The sequence below is a fragment of the Paraburkholderia aspalathi genome (assembly GCF_900116445.1).
Taxonomy (GTDB): Bacteria; Pseudomonadota; Gammaproteobacteria; order Burkholderiales; family Burkholderiaceae; genus Paraburkholderia; species Paraburkholderia aspalathi.
Map to the genome: position 1 here is coordinate 1 of NZ_FPBH01000016.1, position 12,336 is coordinate 12,336.

Annotated in this window: 14 protein-coding genes; 1 reads left to right on the plus strand and 13 read right to left on the minus strand. The window is 63.1% G+C overall.

Annotation, left to right across the window (positions count from 1 at the left end; translation table 11 throughout):
• Positions 1–320: 320 nt before the first annotated feature.
• From BM438_RS46725 to BM438_RS22955, 3 genes are all read right to left on the minus strand, one after another.
• Positions 321–668, minus strand: a complete 348-nt coding sequence (locus BM438_RS46725) for a 4-oxalocrotonate tautomerase (RefSeq protein ID WP_093638290.1) — start codon at positions 666–668, stop codon at positions 321–323.
• On the minus strand, positions 550–1,326 hold the full coding sequence (locus tag BM438_RS22950; protein ID WP_093638293.1) for a class II aldolase/adducin family protein: 777 nt from the start codon (positions 1,324–1,326) through the stop codon (positions 550–552). Before BM438_RS22950 ends, BM438_RS46725 begins: the two co-directional genes overlap by 119 nt.
• A gap of 131 nt (positions 1,327–1,457) precedes the next feature.
• Positions 1,458–2,402, minus strand: coding sequence for an urea transporter (locus BM438_RS22955; protein ID WP_093638296.1), 945 nt, complete (start codon positions 2,400–2,402; stop codon positions 1,458–1,460).
• Positions 2,403–2,663: 261 nt separating this feature from the next.
• Here BM438_RS22955 and BM438_RS22960 point away from each other — a divergent pair, with 261 nt between their 5' ends.
• Entirely contained in the window at positions 2,664–3,218 is a 555-nt protein-coding gene (locus BM438_RS22960) for a putative glycolipid-binding domain-containing protein (protein WP_093638299.1), read from the plus strand.
• Here the strand turns inward: BM438_RS22960 and BM438_RS22965 are convergent.
• The 10 genes from BM438_RS22965 to BM438_RS23010 form a co-directional block, all read right to left on the minus strand.
• Complete coding sequence (locus BM438_RS22965; RefSeq protein ID WP_093638302.1) at positions 3,193–4,182, minus strand: alpha/beta fold hydrolase; 990 nt, start codon at positions 4,180–4,182, stop codon at positions 3,193–3,195. The genes BM438_RS22960 and BM438_RS22965 overlap by 26 nt on opposite strands.
• Positions 4,179–5,060, minus strand: a complete 882-nt coding sequence (locus BM438_RS22970; RefSeq protein ID WP_093638812.1) for a metal-dependent hydrolase — start codon at positions 5,058–5,060, stop codon at positions 4,179–4,181. Before BM438_RS22970 ends, BM438_RS22965 begins: the two co-directional genes overlap by 4 nt.
• A gap of 78 nt (positions 5,061–5,138) precedes the next feature.
• A complete protein-coding gene (locus BM438_RS22975) occupies positions 5,139–6,047 on the minus strand; it encodes an SDR family NAD(P)-dependent oxidoreductase (RefSeq protein WP_093638305.1) in 909 nt (302 codons plus the stop codon).
• Positions 6,048–6,095: 48 nt separating this feature from the next.
• The gene (locus BM438_RS22980; protein WP_093638307.1) at positions 6,096–7,700 is read right to left on the minus strand and encodes a flavin-containing monooxygenase; all 1,605 of its coding nucleotides are present in this window, start codon (positions 7,698–7,700) and stop codon (positions 6,096–6,098) included.
• Between the two features lie 249 nt (positions 7,701–7,949).
• On the minus strand, positions 7,950–8,951 hold the full coding sequence (locus BM438_RS22985; protein ID WP_093638815.1) for a sulfonate ABC transporter substrate-binding protein: 1,002 nt from the start codon (positions 8,949–8,951) through the stop codon (positions 7,950–7,952).
• Between the two features lie 200 nt (positions 8,952–9,151).
• The gene (locus tag BM438_RS22990; protein WP_093638310.1) at positions 9,152–10,018 is read right to left on the minus strand and encodes a MerR family transcriptional regulator; all 867 of its coding nucleotides are present in this window, start codon (positions 10,016–10,018) and stop codon (positions 9,152–9,154) included.
• A gap of 9 nt (positions 10,019–10,027) precedes the next feature.
• On the minus strand, positions 10,028–10,618 hold the full coding sequence (locus BM438_RS22995) for a GNAT family N-acetyltransferase (RefSeq protein WP_093638313.1): 591 nt from the start codon (positions 10,616–10,618) through the stop codon (positions 10,028–10,030).
• Positions 10,619–10,842: 224 nt separating this feature from the next.
• Positions 10,843–11,130, minus strand: coding sequence for a hypothetical protein (locus BM438_RS23000; RefSeq protein WP_093638316.1), 288 nt, complete (start codon positions 11,128–11,130; stop codon positions 10,843–10,845).
• A gap of 55 nt (positions 11,131–11,185) precedes the next feature.
• A complete protein-coding gene (locus BM438_RS23005; protein ID WP_093638319.1) occupies positions 11,186–11,797 on the minus strand; it encodes a peroxidase-related enzyme in 612 nt (203 codons plus the stop codon).
• Positions 11,794–12,336, minus strand: a complete 543-nt coding sequence (locus BM438_RS23010) for a CMD domain protein (RefSeq protein WP_093638322.1) — start codon at positions 12,334–12,336, stop codon at positions 11,794–11,796. The genes BM438_RS23005 and BM438_RS23010 overlap by 4 nt, the downstream gene beginning before the upstream one ends.

Here is a 12,336-nt window from a genome sequence, read left to right on the forward strand (position 1 = left end):
ACAGCGCGCCGTCCTCGTCACGCAGCCAGTTTGCTGCGGGCGTAGGCATCATCCACCGGTTCTAATTGCCGGGTGGCGTGGCGGCGTCTGTCGACACTGCCACGCCGACGCGTTTCAGATACGCGTCACCCAGAAGTACCTGCTGCGCGCGCAACGCGCGCAGCATTTTCTATGGCGCACGGACTTCGGTTCAGTCGCGAAGCGCCCCGTGTCGCGCTACTGTCCACGGACAGACCCAGTGGCGGCTTTTCAGCTCACAGGCCGCGAATCTGTTGTGACAATCGGACAGGATTAAGACGTTGGATGGTCAATACGGACAATCAAGCGTCCGGTTCGGACCACAAACGCCCACCCGTTGCCCAGTTTTCGCGTCTGACGTCGGTCAGGATAATGTCCACCGAGTTCGGTTCGACGCCGAGCGATTCGCAAGTCGCTTTGGTAATGGCTTCGACGAACTGGCGTTTTTGTTCCAGCGAGCGGCCTTCGAAGAGTTCGATACGAAACGTGGGCATTGCATGACTCCGTGATGAGTGACGTTGAGAAGTGAATTCAATCGCGGTATGTGCGATCGAGCCTATCGAGCTTGCGTAGCAACGCAGGCCATTCCACCGCGCCTTCAATCGCACCGCCGTCGTACAGTTGATCGGCTGTGCGTGCTGCGACGGCATCGCCCGGCACGACAAGTTCGCTGCCGCATGCTTGCGCCTGCAGCTGGATTTCGCAGGCCTTGATCAGCGTCGCCATCAATACATAGGCTTCGGCGACGGTGCGGCCGGCCGTCAGCGTGCCGTGATTGCGCAACAGCATGGCCGGTTTGTTGGCGAGATGCGCGACGAGGCGTTCGCCTTCGGTCGGCGTAAAGGCGAGGCCTTCGTAATCGTGATACGCGAGGTGGCCATAAAAACGCAGCGCATGTTGCGACGCCGGCAGCAAGCCGGCCGGTTGTGCGGAAACCGCCACGCCTGCCGTATTGTGCAAATGCATCACGCAGAAAGCATCGGCACGTGCCGCGTGTACGGCGGCGTGCAGCGCGAAGCCGGTGGCGTTGACCGGATGCTCGCTCGCGCCGACGATGTTGCCTTCGATATCGATCTTCACCAGGTTCGACGCGCACACTTCGTCGAATGCGAGGCCGAACGGGTTGATCAGGAAGTGACCGGGTTCGCCGGGAACGCTGGCCGAGATATGCGTGTAGACCAGATCGTCCCAGCTGTTGAGCGCTGCGAGGCGATAGGCGGCCGCCAGGTCGACGCGGGTCTGCTGTTCCGCTTCGGATCTTGGCTCCGCCTCGGCGACACGGCCAGTGGGCGTGTGGGTGAACGACATGTCTGTCTCCTGAGATTGCTTGATGAGCTGTGGTTGCGACTTGGGTCCGTGGGTTAAACCCGCGGCCAGGATCTGCACTCAAACCTGAGGCTTAAGCCCTTGGCCCAAATCTTCAACCCAAACCCGCAGTGCTAACCCGGGCGCCTGAACGATGCTGACGACGCGACACGCCTTCCGGAGTCGACACGCTTCGCCGCTCCGGCCACTGCCGTACCTTGCGTAAAACGGCCAGTGAGCCACCGCATGCTCCACGTCGAGAGTACGAACGGCGCGGTCATGGCCGGCAACACATAGTAAGCAGCCGCCATCTGCAGCACGACCGAAAGCACAACACCGCCGAGCGCCATCGCGATGCCGCAATCGGTCAGTGCGATCGCGGTCAGCGCGCCGTTGAATCCTAACAGGCCTGCGTCGAACGAGCTTGCACTCGCGCCGAGCAGCAGGTGCATGACGCTCGCGAGGCCCGCGCCGACCAGCGCCCACAACGCGTGCCGTCTTGACGCAGCCGCAATGCCGATCCATATGAGCACGCCTGCCAACGCGCCGGACGCAAAGCCGGTTTGCGCGAATCCAGCGAGTAAGCCGCTGCTCAATTGCACCGCGCTGAGCGTGGGTTCGGTGGCGAGGCTTGCTTGTTGAGCGACACGTGTCACCAGCGGCAGCCAAAGCCACGTGACGATCAAACAGGGGCTCGAGAAATAGCCGAGACCACGCGCGCGCAACCAGCGCGACCACGGTTCCAGCAGCCATGCCGTGCCTGTCGCAGCCAGGATGGCCACGGCGGCGGCCGTCGCGTTGTCGGCGATGAAGCTGAACGCGGCGAGACCGGCCAGCGCGCCATTGAAGCCATGCAGGCCGGCGCGCGTGTCGTCCTCGCGATAGCCGGCTAGCACCGCGCTCACGTTGGCCGCGATCGCGCCGATCAGCGCCGCGCAAGCGAGACGTGGATCGTATAGCAGCCACGCGCCCAGCAGGCACGCGCCGGTGAAGGCGTTCGGTTGCAGCACGATCTGGCCAAAACTGCGCAGCAGGGTGCGCAAGGCGGCGGAGTGTGCTTCGGTTGCGGCGGCGTGCATGGTTTGAGGGCGGCGGATTCGATGCGGCGCGACTTTGCCGCGTGCCGGTGAGGCACGCGCAGCGGGTCAGGTTGAAAATAAACCGCGAGCATAGGCTACTGGCGCCGCGCCGGGCATCGCCGCCGTTGATAGTGGCTATTTGCGACACATGCGCACGATAGAGCCGAAAGCCGGAAAACGATGCGTCGGCGAACCGAAAATTTTCGCGCTACGATAGAAACCCGGCGCGTTTGCCGCGCCGTTCCACAAGGAGACAGGCTGATGCGTGAACTAAGGTGGGCATCGGAAGAAGGCGACGGCTTCGAACATCTGGTGTTCGACGCGCGCGCGGACGGCTTTGCGGTGGAAAGCGTCCTGGTCGGGCAGCGCTACGGCAAGGAATATGGCCTGCACTATAAGGTGCGCTGCGATGCGCAATGGCGCACCACGTATGCGTGGCTGAAGATCGTCGGCGGCGCTGAGCTGGAATTGCACGGCGACGGCGCCGGCCATTGGCACGACGGGCATGGCCTCGTGCTGAGCGCGATTGAAGGCTGCATCGATATCGATATCGCCGCCACGCCCTATACGAACACGTTGCCGATCCGCCGTTTGCAACTGGCCGAAGGCGAACGTCAGCCGATTTCCGTGGCTTATATTTCGACGCCGGATTTAGAGGTCACGCGTGCCGGGCAGGCGTATTCGTGCATCGAATTGAATCGCGTATATCGCTATGAGGGCATCTTCCGCAATTTCACCGCGGACCTGACGGTGGATGAAGACGGCCTCGTGATCGACTATCCGACGCTGTTCACACGCCTGCCGCGCGACCGGTGACCGACGAGGCGCCGGGGCCGCCGTTGTCTGCTTGCAGTGCCCGGTGCTGCTCGACAAAGCGCTCGATGCCTGCCGCGATACGCTCGGGTTCGCGCAATACGACCCAATGCCCGGCATCGATTTCGGTGCGGCTATACGGACCGAGCCAGCCTTCGAGTCCAATGGAGAGCTCGGGCCCGACGTAGCGATCGCGCAGCGGCACGATGAATTGCACTGGCGCATGCGCATGGCGCGCACGCGGGTGCAGCAACTTGTCGATGAAATTGGCGCGATAAAGATTCAGACCGTTGATCGCGTTACGCATCTGCGCAGGATCGCGTTCAGGGCGTACCCGTTCGGTCAGGCGCAGCCATAACGGCCACGTGCGTGCGCCGCCCGCGCGCCATACCAGCTCCGGCAGCAACGGCAGGTGAAAGAAGAAGATGTACCAGGATTTGAGTGTTTGCCGAAGGCCGCTGCCGAACGGGCGCTTGGCTGTCTGATGCGCATTGGACTGTTCCGCACGATCGGCACCAGCACCAGCATCATCACCAGCGCTAACGCCGCGTAAGCCGAAAGACGCATGATCCAGGCACGGCCCTGAGATCGATGTGTACGACGCAATGCGGCCTTTGAAGGCCGGATCAGTGACCGCTTCCCAACTTTGAATGGAACCCCAGTCGTGGCCGACCAGGTGAAACGGTCGCGCGCCGCACGTTGCATCGGCGACGGCCGCGAGATCGGCGGCCAACCGTTCGAGCCGGTAAGCCGCGCGTGACCCGGGTGCGTCAGATGCCCCTGCGCCGCGCACGTCATAGCTGATGACGCGGTAGCGCGCGTCGAGTTGCGCGCGCACTGGCTCCCACACCGCCGCCGAATCCGGATAACCGTGCACCAGCACGATCGGCGGCGCGTCTCGCGGTCCACTCACGTAGACCGCGAGACGCACGTCGCCGGCCTGGACCGACAGCGTGTCGCGTATCACGCGGCCGCCTGCACGCCGCGTCGTGCGGCTTTACGTGCGCTCGGCGTGGCGGCGTTGGTGGCGTCCACCGCGGCGATTAGGCCGTCAATGCGCGACAGTTGCGCGCGATTGTCGTGATCCCACGGATGGAAGCCCGGTCGGAAGAAACTCAGCCATTCGCCGGCAATACGCGGAAACACGCCATGACGCGGGCCGTACAGATACTTCACGACGCGCCACATGCCGCGGATATGGCCGCCGCGTTTGCGATCGGCGATTAGCAGACGCACGTGGAAGTCGAACACGATCAGCCAGAAGGTCAGCGTCGTGGCGAGCATCGTGCCAGTGCGCAGCAGATAGCGTCCGAGGCCGGGCTTCAGCACCGTATTCCACACGTCGTACGAAACCGACTTGTGTTCGGTTTCTTCGAGCGCGTGCCACGTCCACATCTGCGTATAGCCTTCGACCGAACCGCCGATTCGCGATGCGTCCTCCAGCAGCAGGCCCGCCAGCATCGCCGTGTAATGCTCGAGGCAGACCGTGACCGCGAGTTGATACGAATGCGGCAGGATCTTGCGGCCGAAGTTGAGAATCGCCCACAGCCGCTTGTCGAGCTTATGCGCGGGCAAACCCGCTTCTTGCAACAGATCGTTGTATTCGATGTGCTCGCGCGTATGCATCGCTTCCTGGCCGATGAAGCCGAGCACCTGCTTTTTCAGCACCGGGTCGTCGATCTGGTCGCGGTAGTAGCGCACGCTGTCCATGAAGAAACGTTCGCCGGCAGGGAAGAGCAGCGAAAGCGCGTTGAAGAAGTGTGTCACATGCGAGCCCTGCACGTGCCAATCCGAGGCGCGTTCGGGCGGTAAGTTGAAGCGGAGGTCGCGGCGAACCGGCATCATGGCCATTCTCCCTGTTTTCCTTTATGTCCTGTTGATCGTGTGGATTGCATTGCGCGCTGCACGCCGTCAGGCGCTGCATCACGCACGTCGGCCGTCCACTTGCGCGGCGCGGCGTGCGCGCTTTTCCGCAATGCGTTTCATGCGGCGCGTCTGCATCACGACCAGCGCCTGATAAGCGGCCGGCAACGTACGCGCCAGCCAGTCGGCGGCGCGCGCATCGCGGCCGATCAGCACGCGCCGCTTGTTCTTGCGCACGCCGTCGAGAATCACGCGTGCGGCTTCGTCGGCGGTGGTGATGAAAAACTTCTCGAAATCGTCCTTGCCTTGCTGTTCGTTTTCCAGCATGAAGCCGACCATGTTCGACGAGATCCGGCTCGACTGCGCGATGCTCGTGCGAATGCCACCTGGGTGCACGCAGGTGGCCGATACGCCGCACTTCATCAGATCGAGTTCCTGGCGCAATGCTTCGGTAAAACCGCGCACAGCGAACTTGGTTGCGTTGTAGCCGCTCATGCCGGGCTGCGAAAACAGGCCGAACACGCTCGACGTATTGACGATGTGTCCTTCGCCCGACGCCTTGATATAAGGCAGAAACGCCTTCGTGCCGTGCACCACGCCCCAGAAATTGATGTTGACGATCCACTCCAGGTCGGCGTACTCCATGCCTTCGATGGTGCTCGACAATGCCACGCCCGCGTTGTTGAACACGAGGTTCACGCGCTGATGCTGCGCGGCCGTTTCAGCGGCCCATTCGAACATCGCAGCGCGGTCCGACACGTCGAGCACACGCGTAGTGATACGCAGCGGCGAGCCGACGATATGCGGCGCGGCGGCCTGTGCGAGCTGCGCGGTTTCGGCGAGGCTCGCGGCATTGCGATCGGCGAGTGCAAGGTGGCAGCCTTCGCGCGCCAGCCGGATCGCGAGCGAACGGCCCATGCCTGAGCCTGCGCCGGTGATCGCGGCCACTCTGTCGGTGAAGTTCTTCATTGGCTTATCTCCTGTCCTCTCTGAACGGTGCCTTGTCGTTATGTTTTTTCAGGTTGCTTCGGCGGATGTCGCGGCTGCATTGCCATGTGCATGCACGGGTTGCTGCTGTGAGCCCGCGTGGCCGCCCACCGGCTGCACCGCGGGCGAATACGCGAGGTAATCGTCCATGCTGAAGGTGCTGGTGGCCTGGCGGAATTTGTAGGCGAATCCTGGCCACAGCGTGGTGTTCTTGCCGGTCTTCGGATCGAGATACCAGCTCTTGCAGCCGCCCGTCGACCAGATTGCGCGGCCGAGTTTCTGCTGGATCTGTTCGTTGTAGGCGCGCTCGACATGCGGACGCACTTCGATCGCATCGGCGCGTTCCGCGTTCATCGTCTTCAGCGCGCGCAGCACGTATTCGACCTGCGACTCGATCATGAACACCATCGAGTTGTGGCCGAGGCCGGTGTTCGGACCGACGATCATGAAGAAGTTCGGATAACCAGGCAGTGTCGTACCGAGATACGCATGCGCGCCGTCGCGCCATGTATCGACGATATCGACGCCGCCACGGCCGCGCACCACGCCCGCCGGAAATGGGTCGGCCACCTGAAAGCCGGTGCCGAAGATCAGGCAATCGGCCGGATGACGCGCGCCGTCGGTCGTGATCACCGCATCTTCTTCGACGCGAGCGATACCCGTAGTCGTCACCGACACGTTCTGACGCGACAGCGCCGGGAAGTAGTCGTTCGAGATCAGGATGCGCTTGCAGCCCATCGTGTAGTTCGGCGTGAGCGTGGCGCGCAGTTGCGGATCGGGCACCTGGCGGCGCAGATGCCGCTCCGCGACTTTCTGCGCGGTCTTCATCAGCGAAGGATGAATCGCAAAACCGAAAGCGCGCGATTCGAGCATGCAGTACAGCGCCGAACGCATGATCTTCTGCGTGAACGGCAGATGCTTGAACAGCCACTGTTCGAACGGCTTCACCGCGCGGTCGGCCTTGGGCATGATCCACGGCGGCGTGCGCTGGAACAGATTCAGATGCGAGACGCGCGGCGCGATCTGCGGCACGAACTGGATCGCGCTCGCACCGGTGCCGATCACCGCGACGCGTTTGCCTTCGAGCGGATACGTGTGGTCCCAGTGCTGCGAGTGGAACGCCTTACCCTTGAATTTCTCGATGCCGGGAATGGTCGGCAGGGCCGCGCGTGACAGTCCGCCCATCCCCGAAATCAGCACGCGCGCCGACCATTGCTGGCCGTTCGCGAACGTCAGTTGCCAGCGGTGGCGGGTTTCGTCGTAGATCGCGGAGGCCAGTTCATGGCCGAAGCGCAAATGGCGCTGGATGCCGAAGCGTTGCGTGCATTCTTCCAGATAGGCGCGAATTTCCGGCTGGCGCGCGAACATGCGGGTCCAGCGCGGATTCGGGGCGAAGGAGAACGAATAGACGTGGGATTGCACGTCGCAGGCACAACCGGGGTAGTGGTTGTCGCGCCAGGTGCCGCCAACCGACTCGGCCTTTTCGGCGATGATGAAATCGGTCATGCCGGCTTGCCGCAGCCGGATCGCCATGCCGAGGCCGGCAAAGCCGGAACCAATGATGGCGATATCGGTATCGACGGGCGCGGATGCGTTGGGCGCCGCGTCGTCGGGGGGCATCATGCGTGCGTTCATCCGATCCGTCTCCTTGTTGTCGGCTCTTAACTGTTACATTGATTGATGTAACAATAGAGACTGTCAACGGATGACGCAAGCGGGCTGTTAGACCCTTGTCTCTAAGACAGGTCCAAGGATTTTTCGCAATGTGAAATGAAGGCGAAGGCGCCAGGCGTAAAAAAAGCGGACCGGCGGGTCCGCTTTTCCTGACTACGCTGGCTATGCGTAAGGGCGTGCAGCCCGGCAACGCTCCACCCCGCTGCCGCTTCACTTCGCGGCCAGCGCTGCAGTCACGTCGCGGTTCTGCCAGACGTTGTCCTTCACCGTGATTTTTTGCGGAATCAGATGCGCGCCGTAAAACGCATCCGCGACAACCTGCTGTGAGCGCACGATCTCGTCGGTCACGGCGGTGGTGCCGTACGGATAACGGCGCACCCAGGTTTCGACCAGCTTCTGATCGAGGCCGACCTTCGGCGCGATCAGCGCAGCAGTTTCCACCGGATGGTCATTCACCCATAGGCCGGTGGTGCGCAACTGTCCAAGAATCGCACCGATCACATCCGGATGCTGCTGCGCGAAGTCGCGCGTCGCCTCGTAGAAATTATTGGGGCTATTGAGCTCGGCATAATCGACCAGCGTACGAGCCTTCAGCGTCTGTTGTGCGGCCGCGTAGTAAGGGTCCCAGATCGCCCATGCATCGACGGTGCCGCTTTCGAAGGCGGCGCGCGCATCGGCGGGCGCCAGATACACCGGGCGAACGTCTTCGTAACGCAGGCCGGCTTTCTTCAGCGCTTCGAGCAGCAGATAGTTCGCGCTGGAACCCTTCTGCAGCGCGACGCGCTTGCCCTTCAATTCCGCCACGCTATGCAGCGCGGAATCGCTTCTGACCAGAATCGCCTCGGCATGACGCCCTGACGGCTCCGCGCCGACATACACGAAGCGCACGCCACCGGCCTGCGCGAACACGGGCGGCGGCGCGCCGGTATAGCCGAAGTCGACGCTGTTCGCGTTCAGCGCTTCGAGCAGTTGCGGGCCGGCCGGGAATTCGAACCACTTGATGCTATAGCCGAGCGGCTTGAGCTTTTCGTCGAGCGAGCCTTGCGCCTTGAGGATCGCGAGTAAGCCCGACTTTTGATAGCCGATACGCAGCACGTTGGCCGGCTCGCTGCCGTTGCCATTACTGGTGCTCTGCGCGGTCGCGTTGAATGTGGTGAGCGCCGCCAGCAACGCAGCGGCGACGTGTAGCGAAATACGGGTATGACGGGACATGCTGCGAATCTCCATTGCGTTCGATTAGTCGAAGATCGTCGCATGGACGTCCCGCCGATCAAACGAAGCAATGCAGATTTGAATATGACGCGCGCGCGAACAGCCGGGGTATGAAAGCGCCAGCTTGCGCGCGGAAGGGGAAGGCGCTCGTCGCGCACGCGAACAGCACAGCTAGCGCGAGCAAATGGCCGCGTGTAATGCTATTTCCTGGGTTTATCTTTCTTTGCCGCGGCGCGCTCGGCTGCCGTGCTTTCGGGCGCGTGACCCAGCTTCTTTTCCATGATCGCCGCGACACGGTCGCCGAGATAATCGCCGGAGGCTTCTTCCAGCGCGCGGTTCATTTCGCTTTCCACCAGCACCATCGCCAGCGGCCGCACACGCCAGATCGCGTCGACCAGGGCGGGCACATCGGCGGGCGGCGGCAGGGCGTCGGCGTCATAGCGATCCAGTTGACGGACCACCAGATCGACCAGCGCCTTGGCGACCGCATTGAAATGGGGCCTCGCGATACCCACGGCGTCGAGCAGGTCGGCAAGCGGAATGCCTTCCTTGGCCATGGTCGCGCCGGCGGCCAGCGCCGTTGGGCTGCCGGACACGAAGGAGAGGCCGTCGCGCTCCAGCAAACCCAGGTCGACCGCTTTGCCCAAGGCGCTCGGCGAGGCTTTGTCGCCGAACATTTGCAGCAGTTCGAGCAGCGAGTATTTTTTCGGCCGTTCGCGCGACCAGCGGCTGCCGATCGCGGTTTCGAGACCGAGGATCGAGCGCAGATCGTGGCCTTCGTCGACGGCCATGATCAGATCCTGGATGTTCGCGAGCGTGTAGCCGCGCGTGAGCAGATGGTTGATCAGCTTCAGACGCGAGACATGCGTGTCGTCATACACGCCGACGCGGCCGCGCTTTTCCGGCGGCTCGAGCAGGCCGCGATCCTGATAGGCGCGCACGTTGCGCACGGTGGTGTCGCTCACGCGCGCGAGTTCGTCGACCGTGTATTCGTTGCGCGGCGTGGCGCTTGCCGGGACGCTCGGGGCGTCGGACGAGGGCGAAATGGGGGGCGGCGTTTTGGGCATGAGGGGATTTTAACGCGCCACGTCATCCGGCACGGTCGAATCGCCCACGCCCAACGTTCGCTGCATCAGCGTGGTGTCGAGCCACCGGCCGTGTTTGAAGCCGACCGCCTTCAACGTGCCGGTCAATTCGAAGCCTAACTGCGTATGCAAAGACAGCGAACCGCCGCTGCCGCCGTCGGCGATCACGGCAACCATTTGCCGCCACGGTCCGGTTTCACAGCGCTCGATCAGTGCCTGCAAAAGCACGCGCCCCAGGCCGCGTCCGCGATAGGCGTCGCTCACATAGATCGAATCTTCGATCGTGTTGCGATAGGCGGGGCGCGGCCGGTACGGCGTCGCGTAACAGTAGCCGGCGACTTCGCAGTCGATCTCGGCCACCATGTACGGCAGCCCGTGACTGCGTACCGACGCGAGCCGCGTGCGCAGGTCGTCGACGGAAGGCGGAATTTCTTCGAACGAAGCGACGCCGGTCAGTACGTGGTGCGCGTAGATCGCCTGGATTGCGGGCAGATCGGCTTCGGTGGCATCGCGGATCAAGGGCGCGGAGGCAGTGGAGTCGGCTGAGTGGGGCGTGGAGGGGGCGGGGCGGGTGGTGCTCATACGTGGTCCTGTCGGCGGTGAGTCTGAGGATACGTTTCACTATGCCCGCCGCGGGCAAGAATTTGAAGCGAATCAAAAATCGCCGCGACCTATAGGCAGTATCCGCGTATGCATAGGTGAGCGGCGTGATCGAGGGATGGCGCGCAGCGCCCGGCCATGCGGCTGCGCCGGGCGCTACGGATTTTCGTCGTGAAGACGCATGCACGTGGCATGCGTTTCGCCGATCAGTTATGCGAGTAAGTATCCGGCTGCGTCACATGCCCGCGATGATGCCGGTGATGCTTTGCCTTGTGCTTCGGCTTGGCCGGAGCCTGTTCCGCCGGTTGCGGTTGTGGCTGGGCCTGCACCGGTTGCGGCTGTTGGGCCTGGGCGCCGGGCGCGGGTGCCGGATGGGCATTGCCGGACGGCAGCGAGCTCTGGCCTTCGCCGAAGCGAAAGGTTTGCGAGGTTTGCGCGTACGCGGTGGTGGTCAGCGTCAGGGCGGCAACCGCCACGCAAATCGAAAACTTCATGAATGCATACTCCTTCTGAACGAGCCCGTGAGGATACCGCAATGCGACCGGTGACCTATTCGGCTTGCGGAAACACGGGTTCTCCAAGCGTGAGCATCAGCCGGTTGGCCCACGCGAAGATCGCGATAGCGTGAGTCAGGTCGAGAATCTCCGCCTGCGTCAGGCCGTTGGCTTCGAGCCGCTTGATGGCGGCGGCGTCAACGTTTTCAGGGTGGTCGGTCAGTTCGATCGCGTACTGGATGATCGCGCGCTCGCGCTCCGTCGTGCCTGCACTCGACGGATCTTCAAAAACCTGTTCGATCGCGTCGGTCCGCTTCGCGAGCTGACCGAATCGTTGCGCATGCACCGAAGCGCAATACACGCAGCCGTTCACGCGCGACACCACGGTGCTGGCGAGTTCGCGCTCGGCGCGCGGCAGGCCTCCTGGCGCATACATGATCGCGTTGAAGACCCCGGAGCGCTGCCGCAGAATTTCCGCCTGTTGGACCAGCAGCAGATAGTAGTCGGAGGTCTTGGCGTGCGGGTGGCTCTCTTCGAGCACGGCGATCTGCTCCAGTGTGGCGCCGGCGAGGCTGACCGTGTCGAGCCATGCGCGCCAGCCGAGCGTATCGAAGGTGAAGCCGTTGAATGGATCAACCGGCGATGCACTGGTGTTCACCTGACTCATGCTGCCTCCTGTGCGGCGCGCAATGCCTTCAGGCCCGCTACCACGCGTAATTGATAAGTGACGAACGCAATCAATTGCGACAACGCGACGATGCCGCGTGTCGTGATGCCGGCCTGCTGCAGCGTTTGCAGATGCTCGGGGCGTGCTTCGACTGGCTTGATCGTCAGCAGTTTGACGTGCGAGAGGATCGCGATCAGGCGAGCGTCGGTGGCGGCGTCGAGCGTGCCTGCTTCGATTGCGTCGAATGTGGTCGGCTGTGCGCCAAGGGCGATGAGCTTCGCTGCGTAGGCATCGGCGAGGTCGTTGGCGAGCGAAAGGCGCGCGGCATACCACGCGGCAAACAAACGCTCCTGCAGCGATAAGTCGGGCAACGCCGGATCGAACAACGCGTCTTCGCTGCGTTGCGTGTGCAGCGCGACTTTGTCGCGCGCGTGGCGGATCGCGGCGAGCGCGCTGCCGGCTTGCAGACCAGCGAGGGTGTCGATGGTGTCAGCGCCAGAGGGCGTTGCGGCTTGAGTCGGTGAAGCGAGGTCGGTCAT

Coding starts and splice junctions, on each gene's coding strand:
- BM438_RS22980 (WP_093638307.1), bottom strand. CDS start 7,700: ATGAACGCACGCATGATGCCCCCCGACGACGCGGCGCCCAACGCATCC.
- BM438_RS23005 (WP_093638319.1), bottom strand. CDS start 11,797: ATGAGTCAGGTGAACACCAGTGCATCGCCGGTTGATCCATTCAACGGC.
- BM438_RS22970 (WP_093638812.1), bottom strand. CDS start 5,060: ATGATGCCGGTTCGCCGCGACCTCCGCTTCAACTTACCGCCCGAACGC.
- BM438_RS23000 (WP_093638316.1), bottom strand. CDS start 11,130: ATGAAGTTTTCGATTTGCGTGGCGGTTGCCGCCCTGACGCTGACCACC.
- BM438_RS22950 (WP_093638293.1), bottom strand. CDS start 1,326: ATGTCGTTCACCCACACGCCCACTGGCCGTGTCGCCGAGGCGGAGCCA.
- BM438_RS46725 (WP_093638290.1), bottom strand. CDS start 668: ATGCCGTCGCAGCACGCACAGCCGATCAACTGTACGACGGCGGTGCGA.
- BM438_RS22955 (WP_093638296.1), bottom strand. CDS start 2,402: ATGCACGCCGCCGCAACCGAAGCACACTCCGCCGCCTTGCGCACCCTG.
- BM438_RS22985 (WP_093638815.1), bottom strand. CDS start 8,951: ATGTCCCGTCATACCCGTATTTCGCTACACGTCGCCGCTGCGTTGCTG.
- BM438_RS22960 (WP_093638299.1), top strand. CDS start 2,664: ATGCGTGAACTAAGGTGGGCATCGGAAGAAGGCGACGGCTTCGAACAT.
- BM438_RS23010 (WP_093638322.1), bottom strand. CDS start 12,336: ATGACCGACCTCGCTTCACCGACTCAAGCCGCAACGCCCTCTGGCGCT.
- BM438_RS22995 (WP_093638313.1), bottom strand. CDS start 10,618: ATGAGCACCACCCGCCCCGCCCCCTCCACGCCCCACTCAGCCGACTCC.
- BM438_RS22990 (WP_093638310.1), bottom strand. CDS start 10,018: ATGCCCAAAACGCCGCCCCCCATTTCGCCCTCGTCCGACGCCCCGAGC.
- BM438_RS22975 (WP_093638305.1), bottom strand. CDS start 6,047: ATGAAGAACTTCACCGACAGAGTGGCCGCGATCACCGGCGCAGGCTCA.